Origin of the sequence: Mesorhizobium sp. (assembly GCF_004962925.1) — a bacterium.
Classification (GTDB): Bacteria; Pseudomonadota; Alphaproteobacteria; order Rhizobiales; family Rhizobiaceae; genus Mesorhizobium.
The window spans coordinates 8,881-34,926 of the sequence record NZ_SUEO01000039.1 but is presented as its reverse complement, the minus strand read 5'-3'; the positions used below and the strand labels follow the sequence as shown (position 1 = coordinate 34,926).

General features: G+C 58.7%; 20 protein-coding genes. 9 read left to right on the top strand and 11 right to left on the bottom strand.

Annotation, left to right across the window (positions count from 1 at the left end; translation table 11 throughout):
• Window positions 1-175: 175 nt before the first annotated feature.
• Genes E5W87_RS10995 through E5W87_RS10975 form a run of 5 tightly spaced genes read left to right on the top strand, consistent with a single transcriptional unit; the run spans window position 176 to window position 7,651 of the window.
• The gene (locus tag E5W87_RS10995) at window positions 176-2,770 is read left to right on the top strand and encodes an AMP-binding protein (protein WP_292396892.1); all 2,595 of its coding nucleotides are present in this window, start codon (window positions 176-178) and stop codon (window positions 2,768-2,770) included.
• Between the two features lie 14 nt (window positions 2,771-2,784).
• Window positions 2,785-3,750, top strand: coding sequence for an NAD(+) synthase (nadE, locus tag E5W87_RS10990; RefSeq protein WP_292396890.1), 966 nt, complete (start codon window positions 2,785-2,787; stop codon window positions 3,748-3,750).
• Window positions 3,751-3,753: 3 nt separating this feature from the next.
• Window positions 3,754-5,775 (top strand): asparagine synthase (glutamine-hydrolyzing), encoded by a 2,022-nt coding sequence (asnB, locus tag E5W87_RS10985; RefSeq protein ID WP_292396888.1) that lies wholly within the window; start codon window positions 3,754-3,756, stop codon window positions 5,773-5,775.
• Complete coding sequence (locus E5W87_RS10980; RefSeq protein WP_292396886.1) at window positions 5,772-7,328, top strand: class I adenylate-forming enzyme family protein; 1,557 nt, start codon at window positions 5,772-5,774, stop codon at window positions 7,326-7,328. Before asnB ends, E5W87_RS10980 begins: the two co-directional genes overlap by 4 nt.
• A gap of 56 nt (window positions 7,329-7,384) precedes the next feature.
• Window positions 7,385-7,651, top strand: coding sequence for an acyl carrier protein (locus E5W87_RS10975; RefSeq protein ID WP_095485198.1), 267 nt, complete (start codon window positions 7,385-7,387; stop codon window positions 7,649-7,651).
• A 67-nt stretch (window positions 7,652-7,718) separates the two neighbouring features.
• Here the strand turns inward: E5W87_RS10975 and E5W87_RS10970 are convergent, their stop codons facing one another.
• Complete coding sequence (locus E5W87_RS10970) at window positions 7,719-8,411, bottom strand: class I SAM-dependent methyltransferase (RefSeq protein WP_292396884.1); 693 nt, start codon at window positions 8,409-8,411, stop codon at window positions 7,719-7,721.
• A gap of 430 nt (window positions 8,412-8,841) precedes the next feature.
• Here E5W87_RS10970 and E5W87_RS10965 point away from each other — a divergent pair, with 430 nt between their 5' ends.
• Both E5W87_RS10965 and E5W87_RS10960 read left to right on the top strand, forming a co-directional pair.
• A complete protein-coding gene (locus tag E5W87_RS10965) occupies window positions 8,842-10,584 on the top strand; it encodes a type I secretion system permease/ATPase (protein WP_292396882.1) in 1,743 nt (580 codons plus the stop codon).
• Window positions 10,585-10,604: 20 nt separating this feature from the next.
• Window positions 10,605-12,116 carry an HlyD family type I secretion periplasmic adaptor subunit gene (locus E5W87_RS10960; protein WP_292396880.1) on the top strand — a complete coding sequence of 504 codons (1,512 nt, stop codon included), beginning with the start codon at window positions 10,605-10,607 and terminating at the stop codon, window positions 12,114-12,116.
• Window positions 12,117-12,258: 142 nt separating this feature from the next.
• On the opposite strand, the gene E5W87_RS10955 is transcribed toward E5W87_RS10960, so the two are convergent.
• The 6 genes from E5W87_RS10955 to E5W87_RS10930 form a co-directional block, all read right to left on the bottom strand.
• Window positions 12,259-13,521, bottom strand: a complete 1,263-nt coding sequence (locus tag E5W87_RS10955; protein WP_292396878.1) for a polysaccharide biosynthesis/export family protein — start codon at window positions 13,519-13,521, stop codon at window positions 12,259-12,261.
• On the bottom strand, window positions 13,508-14,785 hold the full coding sequence (locus tag E5W87_RS10950; RefSeq protein WP_292396876.1) for a hypothetical protein: 1,278 nt from the start codon (window positions 14,783-14,785) through the stop codon (window positions 13,508-13,510). Before E5W87_RS10950 ends, E5W87_RS10955 begins: the two co-directional genes overlap by 14 nt.
• Window positions 14,782-15,786 (bottom strand): SDR family NAD(P)-dependent oxidoreductase, encoded by a 1,005-nt coding sequence (locus E5W87_RS10945; protein ID WP_292396874.1) that lies wholly within the window; start codon window positions 15,784-15,786, stop codon window positions 14,782-14,784. Before E5W87_RS10945 ends, E5W87_RS10950 begins: the two co-directional genes overlap by 4 nt.
• Before the next feature lie 74 nt (window positions 15,787-15,860).
• Window positions 15,861-16,556 (bottom strand): sugar transferase, encoded by a 696-nt coding sequence (locus tag E5W87_RS10940; protein ID WP_292396872.1) that lies wholly within the window; start codon window positions 16,554-16,556, stop codon window positions 15,861-15,863.
• Window positions 16,553-17,689 carry a DegT/DnrJ/EryC1/StrS family aminotransferase gene (locus E5W87_RS10935; protein ID WP_367118816.1) on the bottom strand — a complete coding sequence of 379 codons (1,137 nt, stop codon included), beginning with the start codon at window positions 17,687-17,689 and terminating at the stop codon, window positions 16,553-16,555. Before E5W87_RS10935 ends, E5W87_RS10940 begins: the two co-directional genes overlap by 4 nt.
• A 47-nt stretch (window positions 17,690-17,736) precedes the next feature.
• Window positions 17,737-18,459, bottom strand: coding sequence for a sugar phosphate nucleotidyltransferase (locus tag E5W87_RS10930; protein ID WP_029352700.1), 723 nt, complete (start codon window positions 18,457-18,459; stop codon window positions 17,737-17,739).
• A 635-nt stretch (window positions 18,460-19,094) separates the two neighbouring features.
• Between E5W87_RS10930 and E5W87_RS10925 the strand changes: the two genes are divergently transcribed.
• Window positions 19,095-19,778 carry a response regulator transcription factor gene (locus E5W87_RS10925; protein WP_126106514.1) on the top strand — a complete coding sequence of 228 codons (684 nt, stop codon included), beginning with the start codon at window positions 19,095-19,097 and terminating at the stop codon, window positions 19,776-19,778.
• A 99-nt stretch (window positions 19,779-19,877) separates the two neighbouring features.
• On the opposite strand, the gene E5W87_RS10920 is transcribed toward E5W87_RS10925, so the two are convergent.
• On the bottom strand, window positions 19,878-21,626 hold the full coding sequence (locus E5W87_RS10920; protein ID WP_367118815.1) for a PAS domain S-box protein: 1,749 nt from the start codon (window positions 21,624-21,626) through the stop codon (window positions 19,878-19,880).
• A gap of 256 nt (window positions 21,627-21,882) precedes the next feature.
• Here E5W87_RS10920 and E5W87_RS10915 point away from each other — a divergent pair, with 256 nt between their 5' ends.
• A complete protein-coding gene (locus tag E5W87_RS10915) occupies window positions 21,883-22,593 on the top strand; it encodes a helix-turn-helix transcriptional regulator (RefSeq protein ID WP_292396867.1) in 711 nt (236 codons plus the stop codon).
• A 418-nt stretch (window positions 22,594-23,011) separates the two neighbouring features.
• Here the strand turns inward: E5W87_RS10915 and E5W87_RS10910 are convergent, their stop codons facing one another.
• The 3 genes from E5W87_RS10910 to E5W87_RS36055 form a co-directional block, all read right to left on the bottom strand.
• The gene (locus E5W87_RS10910; protein ID WP_292396863.1) at window positions 23,012-23,929 is read right to left on the bottom strand and encodes an AAA family ATPase; all 918 of its coding nucleotides are present in this window, start codon (window positions 23,927-23,929) and stop codon (window positions 23,012-23,014) included.
• 36 nt (window positions 23,930-23,965) lie between these two features.
• The gene (locus E5W87_RS10905; RefSeq protein WP_367118814.1) at window positions 23,966-25,876 is read right to left on the bottom strand and encodes a lipopolysaccharide biosynthesis protein; all 1,911 of its coding nucleotides are present in this window, start codon (window positions 25,874-25,876) and stop codon (window positions 23,966-23,968) included.
• On the bottom strand, window positions 25,851-26,046 hold a 196-nt coding region (locus E5W87_RS36055; protein WP_367118813.1), incomplete at its 5' end, for a hypothetical protein. The genes E5W87_RS10905 and E5W87_RS36055, both read right to left, overlap by 26 nt.

The following is a 26,046-nucleotide window of genomic DNA, read 5'->3' as shown; positions in this document are numbered from 1 at the left end:
CGATAAGTGACCTTAATCTTAGCGTGGGCAGCTCATGTCTCCGGCATATTTGGGATCAGAAAAGGCGCGTCTGGATCTACGGGCGGATTGTCAGCCAGCGGACTCCCGTAGGTGGTCAAACGTCCCGGAATACGCACTTGATCAGGGCGGTCCTGTCCTGCGCCCTTATCAACGGATGGGTGTCGATTTTGCAAATGTTACCGTCTTCGACCATCTGAGGAGCATCACCAGCCAATATCCCGACAAGCTCGCGATCAGCGACGGCACCACTCGTTTGACGTATTCCCAGCTTTTCCAAGCCGTCGAGATGCTGTCCCACCGAATTGCGGCCGTCGTTCCCAACGGACAGGCGATCGGGATCCTTCAGGCCAACTCGGCCTGGTATCCTGTAGCCATGCTGGCGAGCATGGCGATTGGGCGACCTTCCGTGCCACTCAACGCGAGAGATCCCGAGTCGCGATCCAAGGATATTGTCGTTGCGGCGCGGCTTTCAGCGGTTATAGGCGACGGCGATGGTCGTGCTGTCGGTTTGGCTCAGGATATCCACTGGATCGATGCGACCACTAGCATCACGCCGCAAGTCCAGCCGATACCCCAGTCTTGTTCCGTCTCGGTCGACGCGCCCGCGGTCGTGCTCTATACTTCAGGCAGCACCGGCCATCCCAAAGGCATCGTCAACAGCCAGCGCAGCCTGCTTTTGCGGGTTCAGCAATATGTCGACGCATGCCACATCAATTCGGACGATGTTTTCCTGCCCTTGACCGGGCCTGCCACGATCGCCGGTTGCCGGGAGGTTCTCGCCGCCCTTCTCACCGGTGCGACCTTGCATCTGATCGAGGTGGGCGTCGTTGGCTTGCGCGCGGTCCAGCGCCTAGCGGAATCCGACGGCGTGACGGTCACCTATCTGGTGCCGGCGTTGCTTCGGGCACTCATGGCAGACAAACCAGCTGACGCCTTCCGCTCGCTCAGAGTGGCCCGGATCGGGGGGGAGAAGGTGTCATGGGCCGATATCGCCCTGCTGCGCAAAACCGTTTCGAGCACTTGCCTGATCCAGATCGGTTACTCGTCAACCGAGACCACCGGCTCGCAATGGTTCTTGCCGCAAGACTGGCCGCAGCAAGGCGCCTCGGTTCCGGTTGGCTGGCTGCTCCCAGGAATCACGTTCGCGATTGTCGACGAAAAGGGGCGCCGCGTTCAGCCGGGTAAGATCGGAGAGCTCATGATAAGAAGCCCGTATGTCCTGCTTGGCCATTGGGAGAACGGCGCCGTCGTGCCGGTGGCATCGGACCCGGATGACCCGGATCTTCGGATCTTCGCGACGGGTGACCTCGTCCAACTTGACAGTCATGGCCTGCTGCGGATCGTCGGCCGCAAGGGGCGCCAGATAAAGATCAATGGTCGACGCATCGAGCCTGCCGAGCTCGAGCGGATGTTGCGTAGTGCGCCTTCTGTGGAGGATACCGTGGCAATCGTGACTGCGGCAAATGAGCTTGTCGCATTCGCCGTTCCTCGGCGCCCGCCAGGTGCGGCCTTTGCGGATGAGCTTCGCCAGCTAGTCAGGACGAAGCTGCCGCCGGTGCTGCATCCCTTGCGACTGCACACGATAGACGCGATTCCACGCCTGCCGAGCGGGAAGGCCGACATGGCGACGCTTGCTGAAATGGATCTTTCAGCCAGAAAGACCGCGCCGGCCCCGCTGCCCAATGCAGGAAGCGAACTGAACGTCCATCGGATAGTGCAGCAGGCGTGGAGCAATATCCTCGACACGCGCGTCGCTGCTGGACGCTGGGATGAGGCCGGCGGAGATTCGCTGAAGCTGCTGCTTTGCGTCATGGAAATAGAAAGCGCCATCGGGCAGGAACTCAGCCTCGAGGGCTTCACGGTCGGGATGAGCGTGGACGAAATGGTCAAGGCGGTGGTGTCGGTACAGGCAGGCGACCTGCGCGCGCGCGCGCAGAAGTACGATCCTCCTATTCTTTTTCTGCTCCCGGGGTCCGTTGGCTATGGTCCGAGCTTTGCTACCTTTGCATCCTCGATGAGCAAGATCGCACGAGTGACCCCCATCAAGTACCCTACCCTGGCTATGATATTGCGCGGACAAAACACCGTCGCCGACATGGCCGACTCCGCGGTCGAACAGATCCGCCGCGCCCAGCCCACGGGTCATGTCCGACTTCTCGGCCATTCGCTCGGCGGCGCCGTCGCGTTCGAGGTTGCGGAGCGTCTGCTGGCCGCGGGGCGAACTGTGAAGTTCCTGGGAATCCTCGACACGAGTCTCCTCGGCGAGCGCAGCACCTATTGGGAGATGGTTACCCGCACATTCGATCGGATCCGGACCAACCGAGTGACCGCTGACCGGATGGTTTGCCGCTTCCTTGCAAAAGTCGCCGTCAAAACTGGCTTCGAGAGGCAGCTCGCCCGCATCCTCGATCGCTACGCCCGGGACGAGTTCAACGCGACGAGCTTCAGAACCAAACTGGAACTGCAGGGGCAGTTGCGGGGACGAGCCTTCTACCAATGGTTGGCGATACCCAGACGGACGCTGCCGATCACGGGAACCCTCTTCCGCTGCGCTCGGCCCAAAATGCCTCTGGCCATAGGATGGGATGGCGCTTTCGCGCATCTGGATGTGATTCCGGTCGTTGGTAGTCACTTCGATATGGTCACAGAGCCCCATCTCGTCATCAACCGCCCGCTCATCGAGAAGGCGGTGGAGCAAACCTATTCTTCAACCGAGGTTCGTAATCGGGAGTACAGACCATCGACATAATCTCAGAATTCAGCATGGGCGCGCTGGTGCTCGATGCTCGCATGGAGGTCGATCGCATCGTTCAAATCCTGCGCGAGCAGGTTTTTGGCACACTGCGACGTCGTGGCGTGGTTGTCGGCCTCTCCGGCGGTATCGACAGCTCCGTTGTCGCATCGTTATGCGCACGCGCGTTCGGGAAAGACAAAGTCCTAGGGATATTCATGCCGGAGCGCCATTCCTCCGGCGATTCGCTAAGGCTTGGCCGCAGCGTCGCAGCCCAGCTTGGCATCGATACGATTCTGGAAGACATAGCACCGGCCCTTGAGGCCGTCGGCGCCTATCGCCGGCAGATCGAAGCGATCCAGACCGTCGTTCCCCAATATGGCGACGGCTGGAAATGCAAGCTGGTGCTCGCGTCGGTTCTCGAGAGCAACGGTCTCAACATCACGCGCCTCACGGTTCAGGACCCCGAGGGCAAGACCGATACGGTGCGTCTGTCGCCGGCTGCCTATCTGCAGATCGTCGCTGCAACCAACTACAAGCAACGCCTGCGCAAAATGACCGAGTACTACCATGCGGACCGCCTCAACTACGCTGTGGCAGGTACGCCAAACCGCCTGGAGCATGACCAAGGCTTTTTCGTCAAGCAGGGCGACGGGATTGCCGATCTGATGCCGATCGTCCACCTCTACAAGACCCAGGTCTACCAGCTGGCTGAATACCTTGGGGTGGATGAAGAGATCCGGCGGCGGCCGCCGACCACGGACACCTTCTCCATGGCCCAGAGTCAGGAGGAATTCTATTTCGCCCTGCCTTATCATCTGATGGATCTGTGCCTCTACGGCTTGAACCATGGAATTTCTGCCGATGAGGTCGCGGCAGCTGCCGGCCTTACCGCAGCCCAGGTTCAGAAAGTCTTCAAGGACATCGACAGCAAACGGCGTGCCGCACGCTATCTTCACGCACGGCCTTTGCTGTCCGCTGCAGTGGGCGAGGACTAGCCGATGTGCGGTATCGCCGGAATCGTGTCGCTGAGCGGCGCCGCGGCGCCCCCTTCGCGCGAAGCGCTGATGCGCATGGTGGGTGCGCTCTCGCATCGCGGTCCGGACGAACGCGGCCTTTACCGGGACAAACGCGCGGGTTTGGCGCATGCCCGCCTGTCTGTCGTCGATCTTTCGAACGGCCAGCAGCCGCTCGCCGACACAGGCGACACGACTTGGATCGTCTTCAACGGCGAGATCTTCAACTATCTCGAGCTGCGTGAAAAGTTGATCGCCCTCGGCCACCGCTTCCGCACCCATAGCGACACAGAGGTCATCGTCCATGCCTATCGCGCGTGGGGTGAGGCCGCCTTCGCGCGGATGAATGGGCAATGGGCGGTCGCAATCTGGGACTCTGTGGCGGGTCGTCTCGTGTTGTCGCGCGATCGGTTTGGCATCTGCCCCTTGCATTTCTGCGAGCATGGGGGGCGCCTTTACTTTGCCAGCGAAGTGAAAGCCATTTTCGCGGCCGACGTGGATATACCCCGTGCCTTCGATCCAGCCGGCATCGATCAGACTTTCACACTCTGGACAGTCGTGCCGCCGCAAGGCGTATTTCAGGGGATCAGCGAACTCACCCCGGGACATGTCCGCATTTACGACAGGGACACCGTTCGCGAGCGGGCCTTCTGGAAGCCTTGCTACCCCGAAATTTCCGGTCCCCGCGGTGACGAATTCACCGGCTCGCTCGACGACGCGGTGGACGAGGTGCGCGGCGCCCTGGAGGCGGCGACGGCGCTCAGGATCGTGCAGGCCGACGTGCCGGTCGGCTGCTATCTGTCCGGTGGGCTCGACAGTTCGCTGGTTGCCGCGCTGGGAAGGCGCTACGCCGGCGAACGGTTCCAGACCTTCTCCCTGCGTTTTGCCGACGCCGAGTATGACGAGACCCGTTTCCAGCGCCTGGTCGCCGGCGCGACCGGGAGCGAGCACCATGAGGTGGTGGTTTCGCGCAGCGACATCGCTGAGGTCTTTCCTGAGGTGATCTACCACACCGAGCGTCCAATCCTGAGGACCGCGCCTGCGCCGCTGTTCCTGCTCTCGAGGCTGGTGCGAGAACACGGCATCAAGGTCGTACTGACCGGCGAAGGAGCTGACGAAATGTTCGCTGGCTACGACCTGTTCCGCGAAGGCAAGGTTCGCCGTTTCTGGGGACGCCAGCCCGCATCGACGCGACGCTCACGGCTGCTGGAGCGCCTTTATCCCTATCTCAGCCGCTCGCCGGTGCATCAGCAAGCAATGGCGCGCCAGTTCTTCGGGCGCGATATCCAGGCCTATGACACGCCCGGCTTTGCGCATGACACACGCTGGCGCACCACCAGCGCCATCAAGCGATTGTTCTCCGCCGACATGCGTGCCGAGTCCGAGCGCCGCAGTGCCGTGCCCGAGCTGATCGCCCGCTTGCCCGCGGAGTTTTCGCGATGGGGCTCTCTCGCGCAGGACCAGTATCTCGAGATCCAGACGCTGATGTCGGGATACCTGCTTTCCTCGCAAGGGGACAGGATGCTCATGGCCCATTCCGTCGAGGGGCGCTTCCCGTTCCTGGACGATGAACTTGTGACGCTCGCGAATTCGCTTCCGGCGGCCTATAAGCTGCGCGTCCTCGACGAAAAGCACGTGTTGAAGCGGGTGGCGGAACCGATCGTGCCGTCGGAAATCGTGGCCCGCAAGAAGCAGCCTTACCGGGCGCCCAATGCGCTTTGCTTCGTCGCCGACGATGCTCCGGCCTATGTCCGCGAAGCGCTTTCGGAGACGGCGCTACGCGAGGCGAACGTTTTCGATCCGAAGTCGGTCACGCGGCTGCTGGACAAGTGTCGAGCCAGGGCGGGCGACGGCGATCTCTCCAACTCCGACAACATGGCGCTGGTCGGCGTGCTGTCGACCCAGCTCCTTCACCAGCAGTTTGTCGTAAGTCGTCCTGGTGGAGCTCGCAGGGTCGACCTCACCGTCGACGTTGACCACGAGCATCGCGAAAGGGTGCTGGCATGATGCATGGCGCCGTACCACTGCTGCATGACTACCTCACCCACGCCGCCAGCCGGGTCGGTGAGAAGGTGGCGCTGGTGTGCGGCGGGCAATGTGTCACCTATGGCGACCTCGAAGCGCGCTCCAACGCCATCGCGCAACATCTGGCCGCGGCTGGGGTCGCACGCGGCGATCGCGTGATGATCTTCGCCGACAACACCGTCGAGACGGTCATCGCCTTTTGGGCGGTGCTCAAGGCGAATGCCGTTGTGTGCATCGTCAATCCGCTCACCAAAAGCGACAAGCTTGATTATCTGCTCAACGATTGCCGACCGACGGCACTGATAACGGACAGGCACCTGCACTCGATCTTCAGCGAACCGGCACGCAACTGCCCGTCATTGCGCCGGGTAATCGTCTCCGGGCCGATCGTCGACCCGGAGTTGACGGGATTGCCGCACGCCGTGCGCTGGGACACCGCGGTCGCCGCCGGCGGCAGCGCACCGCCGGCGCGCCGCTGCATCGATATCGATCTCGCTGCCATCATCTACACGTCCGGGTCGACAGGTGAACCCAAGGGCGTGATGCTGACGCACAGGAACATGACAACCGCGTGCACCTCGATCGCTTCATACCTGGAGCTGTGCGAAGACGAGGTGATCCTCAACGTCCTGCCTCTCGCCTTCGATTATGGCCTGTACCAGATGATCATGGCGTTTCGCACCGGCGCTCGGCTGGTGCTTGAACGCTCGTTCGCCTTCCCGGCGCAGATCCTCGGGCTGATCAAACAAGAGAGGGTGACAGGTTTTCCCGGCGTGCCGACCATTTTCGCCGCACTCTCGGATCTCAAGTCGCTGAAAGATCATGACTTTTCGAGCATTCGCTACGTCACGAACACCGCGGCCGCCCTGCCGCTCAAGCACATTCTCATGCTGCAGGACCTGTTTCCGGATGCGCGCATCTATTCAATGTATGGCCTCACCGAATGCAAGCGCTGCACCTATCTGCCGCCGGAAGACCTTGAGCGAAAGCCATTGAGCGTCGGGGTCGCCATCCCGAACACGGAAATGTGGATTGTCGACGAGCATGACAGGCCGGTCGGCCCTGATGTCGTTGGCCAACTCGTCATCCGCGGAGCGACGGTGATGAAGGGCTATTGGGGCAAGCCGGAAGCCACGGCCAGAAAACTCAAACCCGGCCCGTTGCCGGGTGAGCAGGTCTTGTATACCGGCGACTACTGCCGAATGGACACGGAGGGATACCTCTACTTCATCGGTCGCGGCGACGAGATCATAAAATCGCGAGGAGAGAAAGTAGCGCCGAAGGAGGTGGAAAACGCGCTGTTGGATATCGCCGGCGTACGGGAAGCCGCGGTCATCGGCGTTCCGGACGAGCTTCTCGGGCAAGCGGTCAAGGCGTTTGTCGTGATGGAGCAAGGAAGAATCATCGACGAAAGGCAGTTGCAGAAAGAATGTCAGAGACGGTTGGAGAACTTCATGGTTCCGAAGTCCATCGTGATCGTACCCAGCCTACCGATGACAGACACGGGCAAACTCAAAAAAACAGCCCTGTCATGAGGCGGTTTCTGGATGAAATTGATCAGCATTCATCTTTTGTATCGGAGGAGAATTCAATGTTGTCTACCAAGGATAGGGCCGAAACCTGCAGGGATCAGATTCGCGCTTTCCTGGCGTCGAATTTCTACATTGCCGACGCGGATGCGCTGGAGAGCGACACGTCCCTTCTCGATCAAGGCATCGTCGACTCGACAGGGGTACTCGAGGTTATCGGCTTTATCGAGGAGACCTTCGGTATCACCGTCGAAGACAGCGAGCTCCTGCCGGAGAACCTCGATTCCATTCAAGGAATTGCGCAATACGTCCTCCGCAAGAAGAACTGATTGCCGAGAACTGCGGAGCTGTATGCCGCCGACAGCGCAACCGAGCCTGCCGCAGCCCGGGCATGGCTCACGCTTGCAGTGTGGTGTGTCCCACAACCACCCTGCCCTCGCCGGCTTCGTTCGTAACCGCGCGGATGGTTTCGTAGGTCTTGGAACGCTCCAGCAGGCTGATGACCTGCCGGTCCTGTCCGAGGCCGACCTCGAAGAGCAGGATGCCTCCGCACCGCAAGTAACGCGGTGCGTCCTTGATCACCCGCATATGGATGCTCAGGCCATAGGGGCCGGCTGCAAACGCTTCACGCGGTTCGAGTTCGGTCAGATGCGCGCGGTCGCCATCGAGCCGCTTTTCCGAAATGTAAGGCGGGTTGCAGACGATCATGTCGATCGTGCCATCAAGCGCCAAGCCTGAGAACGCACTGAACAAGTCGCCCTGAAGCACTGACACGCGATCCGCCATGCCGTGATGAGCGACGTTGCGGCGCGCGACTTCGACGCATCCATCGGTGAGGTCGCTTGCCCAGACACGCGCGGTGGGCGCGTAGTGCGCGATGGCGCATGCCAGATTGCCGGCCCCGCAGCACATGTCGATAACGCGCGGCGCCGGCAGGTTCATTTGACTCAGAACATCGAGAGCGGTCGTGCCGAGCAACTCCGTCTCCGGCCGGGGAACGAGCGCACCGGGCGCGATGAGCAACTCCAGCCCCATGAATTTAGTACGGCCTTTGCTGTAGGCATCGGCGACACTGATCTCTTCGCTCACGACAATCCCGCCTTCCTGACTTTGCCGGCGCTGGCGTCCGACAATTGCGCCCCAGTTAAGTGTATCTCAAATTCATAAAATTTTCGATGGGCAAATCGAAAAACACTCGTCGCCATAGGCTTTGACGACATGATGTAACAAAGGGTGATCACGGACGGCTCATCTGTCGCGCGGTTGGGAATATTGTCTCATCATTGGGAATATCCGGTTTCGCACCCCGGTTATCCCCAGCCTTGCAAAGCCAATTCCAGAATTCTCGGTCCTGCGTCACGATTTTGCTTCATTTTAATCAAAAGGCACATACGTAAGCAAAACGTAATGTTTCAGTAGCTAACGGAAAGCAGCCGCTTCCCGCAATGCAAGAGGGTTTACCCATCATCGACAGGACAAACACGTTCGCGCGGCAATTTCGCACGAAAGATCGCAGATCATGAAGCCAACGCAAGGGCGCTCGCCCGATCTACGTTCCGCCATGTTCGGCTCAATGCACGGATTGATCGGCGTCGGGGTTTTCTCGGCGGTGATAAACGTTCTCGCCTTGACCGGCTCCGTCTACATGCTCCAGATCTACGATCGTGTGCTGCCTTCGCAGAGCATTCCGACTCTCGTCGGATTTACGATCGGGATGCTGGGCCTCTACGCGGTCTATGGGCTCCTCGACTTCGTCAGGCTTCGCCTGTTGGTCCGCATCGGCAGCCGCCTGCACAGAGATCTGCAGCAAAAGGCGTTCGCTGCCTCGCTTTCCCTGCCGCTTACCGCTGGGCAGGATGCGAACCGTGTGCAGCCACTTCGCGATCTGGACCAGTTGCGCGGCTTTCTTTCCGGACTGGGTCCGACAGTCGTCTTCGACGCTCCCTGGATACCGTTTTATATGGTGGTCATCTATCTGCTGCACCCTTCGCTTGGTGTGTTGGCAACCATCGGCGCAGCTGCTGTCGTGCTTTTGACGGTCGTCGCGGAAGTCGTTGCCCGCAAACCCGCCGCGCGTGCGTCTGAAACGCTCGTGGCACAGCGGCTTCTTGCCGATTCCGGCCGCCGCAACGCGGAGGTTGTTCAGGCGATGGGCCTTTCAGCCCAGCTCGGTCGGCGCTGGAATGAGATCAGTCATCTTTACCTCAAGAACCAGGAACAGCTCTCCGATGTCGTCGGCGCAGCGAGTTCATTGTCGAAAACACTCCGAATGGCCCTGCAATCGTCCGTGCTCGGGCTTGGTGCCTACCTCGTGATCGGCGGCGAGGCTTCGCCCGGCGTCATCATCGCATCGTCCATATTGCTGGGCCGCTCATTGGCGCCGGTCGATGTGGCGATCGCAAACTGGAGAGGGTTTCTGGCTACCCGCCGAAGCTATTCCGGTCTGGCGGCAGCACTGGATGCTTTCGGCAGCCAGAAAGACCCTATGGAACTGCCGCGTCCACAGACACAGCTTGCGGTCGAGGAACTGACGGTCGCGCCACCAAGTCTGCAGAGACCAACGCTCATCAATGTAAGCTTTCGCTTATCGAGGGGCGCGGGGTTGGCGATCGTCGGCCCGACCGGCTCTGGCAAGACAACGCTCGTGCGTGCTTTGGTCGGGGCATGGAAGCCGCTTCGCGGAACGGTAAGGTTGGACGGCGCCGCGCTCGATCAATGGAATTCGGAGCTGCTCGGCACTCATATCGGCTACCTGCCGCAGGACGTTGAGCTGTTCGATGGAACGATCGCAGACAACATTTCAAGATTCGGCGGCAAGAGCGACGCAAAAGGCGTGCTGGCAGCCGCCAAGGCTGCTGGCGTGGACAAGATGATCATGCGGCTGCCGGAAGGTTTCCAAACGCGCATCGGTGAAGGCGGAGCGGCCCTGTCGGCTGGGCAGAGGCAGCTCGTCGGGCTAGCCAGAGCGCTTTATGGCGATCCATTCCTTGTCGTTCTCGACGAACCAAATTCCAATCTGGATGCCGACGGCGACGTTGCCCTAGCCGGGGCAATCCTGGCAGTGCGCGAACGTGGTGGCATCGCAATCGTTGTTGCGCATCGTCCGTCAGCTCTCGTCAACATCGATCAGGTGCTCGTCTTGTCGAATGGTATGCTCCATTCCTTTGGCTCGCGCGAAGACGTTCTGGCAAATGTGATCCGGCCCTTCCCGCGGCCAAATACTGTCGTCCCGCTGCAGCAAGGTGCAAGCGGCCATGCGTGAGGTATTGCTTAGTGCCTAACATGACCACGTCGTCATATGCTGCGGTCGGTGGCGAAAGCCAATCGGTTGGGGCAAAGCCAGAGCCGAATGGCATCCGGACCAATCTGCTCTTGGGTCTGGCCGCACATTGTCGTTCCGCCGTGGAAAGGGGCAGGCAGGCATATGTGAAGTATTGCTCTACCGGGACCGTGTCATCATATGCCGCGGTCGGTAGCGAAAGCGAACTGATCCCGACGAATCCAACCGAAGAGCCGGATGGCATCAGGGCCAATCTGCTCCTCGGCCTGGCGACCACCGTCCTGTTGATCTTCGGTGGAGGGCTCTGGCTGGGGTTGACCAAGATTGCCGGCGCGGTGATTGCGCCCGCCACCGTGGTGGTCGAAAGCAACATAAAGAAAGTCCAGCATCAAACCGGCGGCACCGTCGGCGGCATCTTCGCCCAGGACGGGGACCATGTGCGTGCCGGCGACGTCTTGGTCAGGCTGAACGACACGTTGACGCGAGCAAACCTGCAGATAGTCAGCGAGGATCTGGATCGCGCCACCATTCGTCTGGCGCGACTGGAGGCCGAGCGGCAGGGCTTGCCGGAAATCCAACTCCCACCCAGCGTTCGGGCCCAGATGGGCGACCCGCAACTGGCGGCACTTGTCCGTGGCGAACGCGCCGTGTTCGAAAGCCGTGCTGCGGCGTTGGCTGGCCAGAAGGCACAATTGCAAAGCCGCTCGAAGCAATTGGAGCGTCAGATCGATGGCCTCAAAGCACAGCAGGCGGCAATGGATGAGTCGCTGGATCTGCTGACGCAGAACCTTGCTGACGTCGAGTCTCTCTACGCGAAGAAGTTGGTCTCCAAGGAGAGGCTGAGCACTGTCAGCTTGGAGAAGAGCCGGACTCGCGGCGAGTCAGGACGCCTCGTCGCGGCAATCGCGGAGGTCCAAGCTCGCATCAGTGAGACCGACCTGCAGGTGCTTCAGCTCGACGAGCAAATGCGGAGCGAGGTAACGAGCGAACTTCGCGAAACGGAAGCCAAGCAGACCGAGCTCAATGAGCGCAAGGTAGTGGCGGAAGACGAACTCGCCAGGACAGATATCCGCGCCCCACAGACTGGAACCGTACAAGAATCCTCGATCCACACCATCGGAGGCGTGATTGCCCCCGGGGAAGTGCTTATGATGATTGTGCCCGATACCGACAACCTGGTCGTGGATGCGCTCATTTCTCCAGAGCGTATTGATGACGTACGTCCTGGGCAGCGGGTTTCAATCCGCTTTCCGGCGTTCGACGCAGGGACGACACCTGTTTGCCAAGGCTCGGTCAACCGCATCTCTGCAGATCTGATTAAAGATCAGCAACGTCAGCTTTCGTACTTTTCGGCGCGCATCAACGTCGAAAATGCGGCGACCTGCCTGACGGAAGCGAAAATACTCAAACCCGGCATGCCCGCCGAAGTTCACATAAGCACCGACGAGCGCAGTGTCTGGTCCTATTTGCTGAAACCCTTTACGGATCAGGTTTCCAGAGCTTTCAGACAGTAACGCAGGCGGCAATTCCGACAGGACCAAGGTACAGCCGGTTTAGAGCGGTTCATCGTTTCACGGAAACGCCGAACCGCTCTATCTCTTTGTTTTTGCGCAATTCCGGACCGAAAACCGCTTCACACTTTTTCCTGGAATTGCTCTATTGGACAGCTACGTTCTCGGCACCGCTGCTGAACCTTACCTCTATCGTGTCACCCGGTGATACCTCCGTATCTTCTCCGGCCGGCTGTTTACGCCATTCCTCACCGACCTTGCGGATGATCGTGACCTGAGCCTGAATGGTTTCGCCGGCGACTGGTAGTGGCTGGGCGGACGCCCCCGTGGGCTGCAATTTCTGGCTGGCGGCGCGAAGTCTGGCGGTGATGTCGGCAAGGCGCACGTTGGTGTCCTTCAGTTCGGTCAGAAGACCAATTCTTCTCTGGTTGCCGTTGCGTTCGTGCTGTCTGACAAAATCATCCTGCTGGCGTCGCGCTCTCATGAGTTCGACCGACGTTTCGAGCGCCCGGCTGGAAGAGAGAATCACACCGCGCCGTACCTCGGCGAGCCTATCGTTGGTCAAATTGCCTGCCTTAAATACCTTCGTTATTCGCGCCAGATCGTCCTCGTCCGCCTTCACTGCATCGGCTTCGACCTGCTCGCGCTTGAGCAGGACCTCGATCTGAGCCGCAGCATCCTTGGCGCTTTTTTCGAGGTAGCTTTGTTCCTGCTGGAAGTTGTCCAGGGAGATCTTGAGCCCTTCTGCTTCAGCCTGGGCGATTGCCGAGACGAAAGCGGCCGACAAGGGTGACCCTTGTGGTGCCTTCATGTCGAAATTCGCCTGGTTCTGAAGTTCGGCGCGCAGACGGGCGCTATGAAAATAGTCTCTGGTGTACTCCCCCCAAGCCGATTCATAGTCGCGCCGCAAATCCACCGGATCTGGGCCAGCCTGGTTTGCCCGTGACCGCAGAAGGCTGAAACCGCCAGACACGGCAATCGCCTGCCGCACGGTCATGAGCGGTCGGTAGGCCTGCTGTCCGGGGGTGAGCACGTCGCCGGTCACGTAGATCGGGCGATAGTCTGCGATCACGGCGGTGACGTCGCTCGGCTTGATGACGATCATTTGCTCTCGCCCGTCAGGCAGACGCTGGTGGAATATCTTGGTTGGCAAGATCGTTTCCATCCGCGTCTGCAATTCGGCCGGAGTGAGGCCGCCGACCGACACCATCCCGACTTCGGGAAGCGCGATCGTGCCGTCCATTTGAACCACGGCACGTTGCGTTCGTTCCGGTATGGAGGCAATTCCTATCTCGACGGTATCGCCGGCGGACAGTCGATATGCGACCCGCGTCTCCGCTGCGGCGGCCATATCCATGACAGCCAGCATACCAAGCGCGGCAAGAAAGATTCGATTAGTGAAGACCATTGGTGACAATCTCCTTCCGGTTCAACGTCGGCTCTTCCGGCCAATCGACACGGGAGACGAAGTCGTAGACGGGACCGCCGGGCACGCCCCAGTTGCTCGACCAGACTACTTGTGAGCCGTCAGGCGACGGCGAGGCATGAGTTTCGCTTCGATAGTCTAACTGAGTGCTTCTCGTTTGTGCGATGCGTCGAATCTCACCACTGCCGTCGATGCGCAGCGCGATCACTTCCTGTGCATATGGCGCCATGTCCGGGCGGGCGGACACCTCATCCGGATCGCCGCCATAGGTCAGGAACACCCAGCCGGGCCTGTCCAGCGCACGCAGGGATGCATGCATGGCTTCGCCGTATTTCATAAGTGGGGTGACCCTGCCGTCGGATAGCCTTCGCTTGATCACGTGATACTGGTCCGGATCGGACTTGCTGATGCCGACATAGACTTCGCTGCCGTCTTCATCGACTGTCATGTCGCCGTGGCCGGGCCGATGATGTTCCGTCCATTTCTGGAGCAAAGTGCCCTCGACACTGAAAATGAAGGCCTGTAGGATGCCGCTTACTATCTCCTGGAGACATAGAATGTTGGTTCCGAGCGGAGAAATCGAGCAGGCACCATTGGTTCCGCCAAAATGCCCAAGATCGATGTCCGGGAATTTCCGCCGCTGGTTGAGATCGTAGGCAAAGACCACCGTCTCGCCATCCTCACGCACCGCGCGCACCGCTATGCGGTCCCCGTCACGGCTTGGATTGCCCTTGCCCGGCCCGAAGTGGAAATCGTGATATTCGGTCGAAACGAACAAGACGTCTTCGCGATTGGTCCGTGGCGCCCAGGTCGACACTTGCCGACCCTGAACGCAGATCATCAGATCGGCTTTTTGAGGGTGCCATTCGCATTCAATCGATCGAGCGCGGCGGAACAGCGGCGCGTATGTGTGCCCGTCCAAGAAGCACATGCCGCCGCTACAGCCGTTGGTGATGACAAGAAGGCTCTGGTCTGAATTCCAGGCTTGGGCACTCGAATACCGGTGGGTGCAATATTCCTTCTCGCATGCAAGCCCATTACCAAGCACTCCCGGCTTGGTGATGCGCGTGAAACTGGTCCCAAACGCCGGATCCGTCGCTGGGCGCAAATAATCGGGCAAATCCATCATCACCGGCGCAGCAAATTGTGTCTGCTCGATGCTTTGCCGGCTTCCGGCCGTGGACAGACCCAGCGACATCCCCACGGCAATCAACAGCGGAGCCAACGCACGCGGGTGAAAGGTCATGTCATATAGCCCATTTCGTGTCGTACGCGGCCTTCGCTGAGGCGCGCCTCCCACCATCCGATGGTTCGCTCCAACCCGTCGCGCAGGCTGGTCTGTGCTCGCCATCCAGTCTTGCTTTCGAGGAGTGAAGAATCGGCCAGCAAGGCACGGACCTCGGAATTCTGCGGCCGCAGGCGGCGTTCGTCGCGATGGACCGGCTTTTTGGAACCAGTCAACTCGAGCACCAGATCCAATACGTCCGAGATCGTCGCAGCGCGCTGGCTCCCGGCATTGTAGGCATGGCCAAATTCGAGTTCGGCCGAACCTGCGGTCAGGAACGCCGCCGCCGTGTCTTCCACAAAAGTGAGGTCGCGGATCGGGCTTGTGTCCCCGACCATGATCGCCGGGCAATTTTTGTCGAGGGCCTGCCGTATGACGGTCGGCACGATGGCCCGCTCACTCTGACGTGGGCCGTAAGTATTGAACGGCCGCATGATGACCACGGGGACGTCGAACGACCTGGCGTAGGACTCCGCCATCATGTCCGCGCCGATCTTGGATGCCGAATATGGTGACTGGCCCTGTAGCGGATGCGATTCGCGGATAGGCATGGTCTGTGCGGTGCCATAGACCTCGCTGGTCGAGGTGTGCACCACACGCTCTGTCTCCCATTGGCGCGCCGCTTCGAGGACGTTCACCGTGCCCAGGATGTTGGTCTCCACATAAGACTGGGCGGCCGCGTATGAATATGGAATCGCGATGAGTGCGGCGAGATGAAACACAACGGCCTGGCCGCGCACGATCCGGTTCAAGAACGCACTGTCGCGGACGTCGCCGCGGACGAGGTTCAGCTGGCTTCGAATGGTGGCCGGCAAATCATCGAGCCAACCATGACTGTCGAAGGAATTGTAAAGGGCCAGCGCCGTGACATCCGCCCCACTTCGAACGAGCGCTTCGGTGAGATGGGACCCGATGAACCCATCAGCACCCGTGACCAGAACTTTCCTACCCCTGTACTTCATGACTAAGCGTTCCCCCTATGACGTGATACGGCGACCTCGCAAATCCAACAGAGCGCGGCGATGCCAACCTGCTCTCACATGCCGATCGGCGGCGAGACCGGGCCGATCGGCGGCGACGAGGCCAGGCCGAGGACCGCCAGAAAGCCGCGCACCATCCAGATGATGTCAGAGGTGACCGTGCGCTGCGGATAATAGGCGAGGTCAAGCCTGGCCTTGGCAGGAAACAGAACCTCACGATAGAAAAGCAGCGGATCCACGGATCGCGGATAAAAATGGGCTTCATGCCGGAAGAGGACCTGGGCCGGGCCCAACAAGCCCGGCTTGTATTTTAGAACAGCCTCAAAGCCACCGCGGAAACAATCGGCGAAGACAAGGCTCTCCGGTCGCGGTCCGACGATAGCCATCTCGCCTCGGAAGACATTCCACAGTTGCGGGAGCTCGTCGAACTTGGTCAGGGCGAGAAACCGCCCTACTGTCGTCATGCGGCTGTCGCCGGCCATGGTCAGCGCCAAGCCACTGGGATCGCATCGCACGGCGAATTTGCGGAACTTGTACATGCGGAATGGCCGCCCACCGGCACCGACGCGGGTCTGTGCGAAGAAGATAGGCCGGCCGCCTTCCAGCAAGAGTGCCAGAGCGATCACCAGCATCAGCGGAGCGAAGACTATGGCGGCTGCGGTAGCGATGGTGAGATCAATTGCTCGTCTCGCAAACCCATGGGCGGCGCTTGAGACAACAGGTCGATGAATGGATAAGTCCAAGGCATTCATGCTGCTGTTCCTGCTTGCGCGCAGTTGTTGACCGCAGCGGCAAGAGCGACCGCCACTGACTCGACCACAGGCGCGGTGATCTGGGGATGAAGTGGCACCGTGAGCTCACGCTGGGCAAAGTCCTCTGTCCGCGGCAAATGGGTGCCGGGAAAAAGCTCCCGATAGAGCGTCATCTGGTGCACCGGCGGATAGTGGATGGTCGTTTGTATTCCTTGCCTGCGCAATTCATCGATGACGTCTTGCCTGTCAGCGTAACGCGGCAGAAGGACAGGCATGATATGATAGGCCGACGTCCGCGGCTCGTGGAACGGGACCGTCACGGCCGGGCAGTGCTTTGCGATGAGGCGCCGGTAAAGCATTACCAGGATACGCCTGATCTCATTCCATTCCTGCAAATTCTGCAGCTGGACCAGTCCGATCGCAGCGCGCATTTCATCCATGCGATAGTTGAATCCGAGCATGGTTACATCATATTGCGGCGTGCGACTGTTCAGCCTCTGATGTGTCCCGGTGGTCATGCCGTGCCCACGGGCCTGGCGGATTGTCTCGAGCAGCTTGGGGTCCCGGGCAATCACAGCCCCACCTTCCGCCGTGGTCATGTTCTTGTTGCCATAGAAGCTGAAGGCCGCCGCGGCACCAAATGTACCCACCTCCTTCAAGCCGGGCGCATGCGCGGCATCCTCGATGATCTGCAACCCTCGGGCGCGGGCGAACTTCTGCCATTCTTCCCGATTGGCGAGGTAGCCGGCGAAATGTACGAGAATGACCGCTTTGGTACGCGCCGTGCATCGCGCTTCAGCCTCCACGATCGACATCAGCGGCACGTCGGCCGACTCGATGTCGACAAAGACCGGAGTGGCACCGACGTAGAGAACCGCGTTTGCGGTCGCCACGAAAGTCATTGACGGGACCAGCACTTCGTCGCCTGGTCCGATACCGAGTGCATGTAGAATGAGATGAAGCGCTGCAGTGCAAGAACTGACCGCGACGCAATCCTGCGCACCATGCATATTGGCAAAAGCCTCTTCAAAGGCTTTCACCTGCTCTCCCATCGTCAGCCAGCCGCTATCGATGACCTTGGACAAAGCTGTCTTCTCCGGTACACCCAAAATTGGGGCACTGACCAAGAGCATCGTAACCTCCTAGACTGTTAGACTGTGGGATCGGCTTCGTGATCTCGTCATGCGGCCGTGGCAGTGACCTCGATCGAGGCCGATTGGTCTTCCCAGGAAATGGCTTGTGCGTTCTGGAAATCGTCGACGCGCCCGATATCGAGCCAGAGACCATCATGCTTGTACACGTGGACGGTTGTACCGTTCTGCATCATCTGCAGCATCAGGTCGTCAAACCCGAAGGGAATGCCAGATGGAATAAACTGCAGAACGTCTGGGTTCATGCAGTAGATTCCCATGCTGACCAGGTGCGAAAGCGTCGGCTTCTCACGAAAGATCTGCACCGTATTGTCGACTTCATCGATGACGCCGAAGTCCATCTTGATCAGGCGGCAGGCTGTGGCGATCGTCACCGGATCGGTGTGCTTGCGGTGGGCTGCCACAAATCGACTGAGACTTAGATCCGTGAGGACATCCCCGTTGAGAACTATGAATGGCTCCGTCAGCTCATCTCTGATCAACGAGAGCGGTCCGATGGTGCCGAGCGGCTCCATTTCTTGCGTGTATCGAATTTTCAGGTTCCACTGCGAGCCATCTCCGCATACGGTGCGGATCAGATGACCGAGATACCCGGTTGTGATGTAGACCTCTTGGATGCCGTTGCGTCGCAGCCATTTCAGAAGCATCTCGAGAACCGGCCGGGCACCAATCGGCATGAGCGGCTTCGGCAAGACCGATGTGAAGGGGCGAAGACGTGTCCCCATTCCACCACATTGAATCACTGCTTTCATCTAATCCTCCCATGTTCAGTCGGCCTGAGCGCTGTCGTCACGGCCGCAGCATCCGGAAAGTCGCGTTTCTTGTTCTCTTAAAAGCCGGTGAGACTTCCCGCCGACCCTGACCCGGATATTTGCAACTGGATGGTATGTGGCCGTCGGGGGGGATGTCGTCGTGCATTCGAATGGTAGCGATTCAGACATTCTGGTATTCAATGGCCGTACTGATCGATGAAGGCTGGCATGCTGTCGCAGAGGCAGGTTCGGACCACACTTAAGCGACTAGTTCTTGGCCGATCAGCTTGTGGCCATGAGACCGGCAAAACCCGAATGACTGCTTGCAATGAGCCAAGTATCCATCAATTGCCGGAACGATCTTAGACTACCCGGCGGTTGCGAGGTGTTGGCATTGAAGCGAGCTGTTGGGACACGGGTCTGGAGGTTGAGAACGGATATTCGACAGGTCAGCGGATTCCGTTCGCAGGGTTCAAAATAAGAGGAGCGTTTCCCGTTATTTAGGATTATATTAGCAATCTGACGCTTGCGGTGTTGGGGCACAGCGGGTGTTGACTGGGTGAATCGACGAGTGGTCGGCCACGACTTTAAGGCCATCACCGTTCAATCATTCCAGGTTTCGTTGGGGTAGTTCAATGTATCGAATCGTCATCGCCGACGATCACGGCTTGTATCGTCGTGGCCTGCGATTGGCACTGACCGCAGGCATTCCAGGTGTAGAGATATTTGAGGCGTCGTGTTTCGATGCCGTACTCAGTCTACTGGCGGAACAGGCGTCCGTTGATCTCGCGATCCTGGACCTGAACATGCCGGGATTGTTCAATCAGGAAGTGCTCAGCGGCATTCTGTCGGCTTATCCCGATACACGATTTGCGATCGTTTCCGGGAATGATTCACGCTCGGAGATACTGACGGCTCTTTCGATCGGACTTCACGGCTATATCGTAAAGTCGCAAAGAGACGAGGAGGTCGTCATGGCCGTCAACGAAATCCTCTCGGGCCGCATCTATGTCCCTGCGCTTCTTTCACGCCCGGGTGCGGCGCAAGCAACTCACGCACCTACGCCCCCCGAGCAGATCCCACACCGACGTACCACCAGTGGTAATCTCGGCAGGCTGACCTCGAGGCAAAAAGAAGTCCTCAAGCTGATGGCGGAAGGGTACTCGAACAAGGAAATTGCGCGCGATCTGGAAATCGCGGAAGCGACGACGAAAATCCATGCCGCTGCGGTTCTGCGTGAGCTTGGGGTGCGCAATCGGACCGAAGCTGCCGTGATGCTGAAGACCTGGCTTACGAGCAATATCAACAATATCAATTAGAGCGCCGCGCATCTTTTTGGACACGCAAAGGACGCTACAAAACTCCTGAACCTACGCATCGTGCTTTCCAAAATCGATTCTGATTTTTGGGCCTATGCGTTAGGGGCCGATTTCCTTGCGTGACAGCCGTAGCGAATATCGCAGCCCGTGATCCGATATTTCCAGCTTGGGGGAGTGACCGACAAGCGGCGCCCCATCCACCCCGATTATCATGGAACCGAAACCATGACGGACAACTCTTGAAGTCCGCCGCCGCCCCGATTCCACCCAGTCGAACACGATGTCACTGCCCGCATCTTCCGATGCGAATGTCCAATTTGCCTCGATCCGGCCTTTTGGATCGCCAAGCGCTCCATGTTTCAAAGAATTGGTCGTCAGCTCGTGGACAATCATCGCAAAGCTCTCGGCGGCGCCGCCTGATATCACGACGGAAGGGCCGCTGACCGATATGTCGCGTGTTCCCATATACGGCTGCAACTCCTGGACAACGAGATCGTGGAGCATCCCCGACGCATTGCCGTTGCGTGAAAGCAGCAGATGCGTTGCTTCGAGCGCACGAATCCGGTCGATAAGCGTCTCCTTGTATTTGCGGACGTTGTTCTCGGGAACATCGACCATGTTCACGAGCGCCGTGATCACTGGGAACAGGTTGCTGAATCTGTGGCGTTGTTCCAGCATAATGCGCTCCCGCTTCTTTGCCGCGGCGCGCAGCAGTGTGGTCTGTCGTCGCTCAGTCAGGTCGGCGGCCACTCCGAGCCGCTGCAGACGATCATCGTATTTCTCTTCCCTTCCGCGTAAGGCAACCCAGCGGATATGTCCGTCCGGTCGTCGGACGCGAATCTCGACGTCGTAGTTCGTGACCGATGCGAGCTTTCTCGATGCCAACAGCTTTGGCCAATCCGCCGGATGAATGACGGCTGTCAGGTCCTCGAGGCGGCGGCTAGCGGCCGGGGGCAGGCCGAGTATGTCCCAGAACGTGCCCGAGCCGGTGACGATCCCGTCTTTAAGGTCGATCCGCCACGTGGCCAAGCGTCCAGCAGACAAAGCGAGATCCAGCCACTCCTTCTGAGCCCGAAGCGCTTCGTGTGCAGCCCGTCGTTCCGAAATATCGTCGACCACTACGAAAATGCTCTCTGAGAGAACCCCGTCTGGCACAGACGAAGACAGGGTTAGCCGAGCCCAGAATGCCGTACCGTCCTTTCGTGTCAGACGGACCTCCGAAGCGAACGAAGCAGTGTCGTTACCCAGACCCGCCAACAACTGCGCCAAAGCATCGCGGTCGGCCGGATGGACGAGTGCCCTGAGCCGCAAATGGGCAAGCTCCTCCTCCTTGTAACCTGTCATCTCACAAAGACGTCTGTTGGATTGCAGCAGCTCACCTTCCTCGTTGGTGTTTGCAAATCCCATGGCAGCACGTTCGAAGGCCCAACGGTAGCGGCTCTCGGTTGCTTCGACGGCGGAGAGCCTGGCCTCGGCGATTTCCAGCAGCTCACGCAAGTCCTGGCGCAGCCGATGGAAGGTCATGGCAATCACCCCGCCCGAAACCAGAAGCAGGATGGCACGCGCCCAATCTTCGCTGGAGATCTGACCATGCAGGGTACCCCGTGCCCATAGGCCGGCTGCCACCATCAGGATCGTCGCGGCAAGCGCGGGCGCGCGGTCTTCAAGATAGGAAATGATAATAATAGCTGGAATGAACTCCAGAAAACTCGAGCCTTCCCCAATATATACTGACGCTTTTGTTTCGAATATCAGTGTGGCGACTAGTACCGATGCGGAGGCAATATGAGTTAGCAATCTGGCTGACGGGTCCAAATTCCACCGGCGAGAATGCGAGTTCATCGGCATAGACTACAACCTTTTAACTAGGCCGTCGAGACTAGAGCAAAAAACGTACAACCTAGTACGACTGCCGGATTGCCATACCACTATCACAGCGCGCATTTTATCAGGGCGGGGGGAGCATGACTTGGTCAGAACTCCTCAGAATATATCGAATTTTAAGTTAGATAGGGCCCATTTTTGTGAGCCCTATACATAAAGGACTGTTTGTAAATCCCGAACAATTTGTTTCGGGATAGTGAACCTTGGGGAGGTTGTAAAAATGACTCTGATCGATAGACACAGTGATGCTGTTGCGGGCAACCGATACATTGCGATGGGCGCCAAGTATAATGCTGAGGCGCAGATGGCGCGGCCCTCATATGCTTATCCTTCAGCGCGTGCATCAGGTCGAGCGGACGCAGGGGTCGACGAACCAAGGAGACGCAGCCTGGAATCCATCACCGGCATGCTTGATCGCATCGGTTGTGGCTATCTCGTGCTGAACCGCGAAAGAAAAGTAATCGAATGGAACGCATCAGCTCAAACCACGCTGGAGCGCCAGGGCGAAGCGGCTGAGACAGCCAGCGAGCTTTCGATAGCTCTAAGGCGGCTGGTCGCAAATGTTCCGGCCCATTTCCTGCCGGGCTCACTGTCTTGGGTGGTGATCCGCAGCAGAGGCGACAGGCCGGTGATACTGAAAGAGAACGGCGTTATCGCTCCTGACGGAACCAGCATCGTGGCATTGCTGGACCGTGAGAACAGGTCGGGACCAAATCCTCAGACACTGCAAAGGATGTTTGGCTTGACGAGCGCAGAAACACACCTCGCGTTGCGCTTGGCTCAGGGCGATGCGCCGTTGGAGATCGCCCGCAGTTGGCGCCTCAGCCGCACCACGATCCGCTCACAGCTTGCCTCGCTATTCGCCAAGACCGAAACGAGACGTCAGGCGGAACTGGTGGCTCTTCTGGGGCGCATTTCGGTCTTGCCGTAAGGGCCGCCGCCTGGAGCAGGTTCCATCCCGATAGAATCGGGATGGAACTCTAAACTTGCTATTTTAGCATGATCTTTCCTGAAAGCCGGTTTGCGCTTTTCGGGATCCGGGCGCCGGCATCCACCAGGATTCAGGCAACCGGAATTTGGAACTATTCCATGTAGGTTGCTCTTCGAATTCGGTTTGAACCTGTTGTCCCGATAGAGACCCCGCCGCTGACGCTTGGGGGGCCAACAGTTGCACTAAGAATCTGACTGATTTCAAGTTCCTTGCGAGCAGGATCTGAAAAGAAAAAGGTCAGAGCGGCGGATCTTGCCGAACAGTGTCGCCGCCGCCAGCGATCTTTGCGGAGCAGCCCTGACTACAGCGCAATCAACAACTGCGCCCAAGCTGGTCAACCCCGCACCACCGATATAGATCAAAAGAGCGAAGATGCTGGCGTAGCCAAGGCTCCGGCCCATGTCTTCGTTGTAGGCAAAACTATATCCGCTGGAGCGATGGAGGCCGCGGAGACTCGGGTGGACTTCGGATCGCTGCGATGGTCAATATCGCTTGCGTCAGCGTCGAGCCTTTCATGGCCTTGGCCGCGTTTGGCCGTAGGTCCACCTCCGGTCTGCAAGATCTTCGAGATTATCTTCTGCTCGACTGACTGAATGCTCTCTAACGATGATTGGTTGCTGAGCGTTTCGATTGGAATTATTTTTCGGTTCGATTGCACGAGAATGTCATTTATGGTTTGAAACACCCTAAAAGCGCGAATGTTCGTATCGAAATCTGCCTCGAAAATTCGCTCTGCAGGCGGTTCATGCATCATCCGCTGCAGCAAGCGTGTCTCCACGATCATTTGTGGCACCACAACTCGGAGTGTGAAATCGGCGACTGGCGCTAGGCTGAGCGCCTTTGCAAGCGCGACATTGTCTGCCGTTTCGTTGAACATTGCCAGGGACCCAATCACTTGCACATAGCCCTGATCGAATATTATTACGTCTCTAGATTGCTTCGCTTGATCCCAGCAGCGCGAAAGCTTCAATATATATTGCCAGAGCCGGGCGCGCCACATTCGTTTTTTTGGCGGAAGAATTCTGATCATGGAAAGGGATGTCGAAAGATTGATTCTTCCTCTCGGAGAAAGCAATATTTTTGAAGTTGAAAATACCGCAGCCATAATTCTGGAAATGAACAGGAAGATTCCCAAATCGAACCTTCCTTCTCTGGTGCTAGGCTGGTAACTGAGGACAACCTCGGCGTGGTATCCTTCCCTGCGCAGTCGCCGGGCAAGCTCGTGAGCAAACGTTGTCTTGCCAGATCCGGGCGGTCCGAAGATCTCAATGATCATGGGGGCGAATCCGTTGGTGGCGATACTCTCGCGCGATCAGCGCATGAACCAATACCGTTGCCGGCCGTCGACTGCGCTTGCTCTGAACGACGTTAGCGCAAAGATCAGCGCAGGCATGATCTTCAGTCGTTTGCTGATATAGATTGCCATAACCACGTTCCAAACGGCCAACGCAAGCGCCAAGCCTACTGCGGCGCCCAGCGGACCGTAAAGCTCGATTCCTGCCGCACAGCCTATGATGCCGGCAGTCGCGCCAACGATCATGGCTGCTGCTGCTGCCCATTCGTTTCCGGTCATAGTCAAGAGATTCAGCTGGGGTCCGCACAGCGCGACAAAGACATATCCGAGGATCAGTACTCGCGCGATGGGCGCTCCTGTGCTGAAATCGTCACCGAACCAGTTCATGAGAGGTTTAACAATCACAACCAGCGGGATAGCCATCGCTATGGCGCCGGCAGCGGAAAGTAAGGCGGCTCGTGAAAACAACTGCTGCAGACCCTTCCGATCGCCTCGGGTATGAAGGGCAGCCGCTGCCGGCGAGAACATCACGCCGACGGCCACGAGGGCAAGACTCACAAGCAACGCGACGTTCAGTCCCAAGGCGAAGATTCCTGCGTCTCGAATATGCCCTGTCCAGCCCAGCACCATAACCCCGGCCCGACTGATGAAAATATCGAGCCCGGCCATGAGCATGATTGGTGGAACCGCCGCCCACCACTCTTGCGATGCGTCGCTGGGTTGAGTGTGCCGCAAGCCGGGCGGCTGAAATTTTGCCACCATGATGAACACCAGTCCGACCGTGATGCCCGAACTTGCCAGCACCGCCTGCATCACCAAGGGTGCGTCGAGGGTCCATGATCCGGAAAAGGCCGCGACTCCCAGCAACATCAACAACAGGCCGTCGCGCACGATGCGTTCCGGCAAAAGGGCTGAGACACCACCGCCGAAGGCACGAATAAGTGCTGCGCCCAATGCGGAGGCGGTGACCAAGGGGACCGCTGCCATGCCAAGGAGCTGGCTGATTTCAAGTTCCTTGTGGGAAGGATCTGAAAAGAAAAAGATCAGAGCGGCGCCGATCATGCCGAACAGTGTCGCCGCCGCCAGCGATCTTTGCAGAGCGAATCTGACTACACCATGTGCCAGGTCAAGCCGGCCGTTTGCCCTGTAGGTGGACACGAAGCGCAGTAGGGAAATATTGAAACCAAGCGTTGCAAGATAGCCGAGCACGGAGGTCCAGGCCAGGACATAGGAATAGATGCCATAGCTGGTGGAACCGACGAGGCGCGCAATCAACAACTGCGCCAAGCTGGTCAACCCAGCACCGCCGATATAGATCATCAGAGCGAAGATGCTGGCGTAACCGAGACTCCGGCCCATGTCTTTCTTGTGAGACAAAACTATATCCACCGCGGCAAGAGAGGCCACAGAGGTTCGTGCGGTCTTCACATGATTACAATCGTCGACCTGGCTTGGGTCGGCGTCGAATGTCTCATGATCTTGGCTGCCTTTGGCGGCAGGTCCACCTCCGGCTTGCAAAATTTTCGAGACTATCTTCCGCTCGACACATTGAATGCCTTCTAACGAGGACTGATCGTCGAGAGTTTGGATCGGAATGATTTTTCGGTCGGACGCGACAAGGATTTCGCTTATGCTTTGAAACACCCCAAAAGCGCGCATGTTTGTGTCAAAATCTGCCTCGAAAATTCGTTCCGCAGGCGCTTCATGCTCCATCCGCTGTTGCAAGCGTGTCTCAACGATCGCGCGTGGCGCAACAACTCTGAGCGTGAAATCGGCTGCGGGCGCGAGGCTGAGCGCCTTTGCGAGCGCGACCTTGTCTGCGGTTCCATTGAACATTGCCAGCGACGCAATCGCCTGGACGTAGCCCTGATCGAATATGACCACATCTCTGGATTGCTTCGCCTCATCCCAACGGCGCGAAAGCTTCAATATGTGCTGCCAGAGCCGAGCCCGCCATATTCGTTTTTTTGGCGGCATCATTCTTATTATGGAAAGGGACGTTGAAAGATCCTTGATCCTGCCTCTCGGAGAAAGCAGGATTTTTGATGTTGAAAATATTGCCGATACGATCCTGAAAATAGCCAGAAAGATTCCGAGAT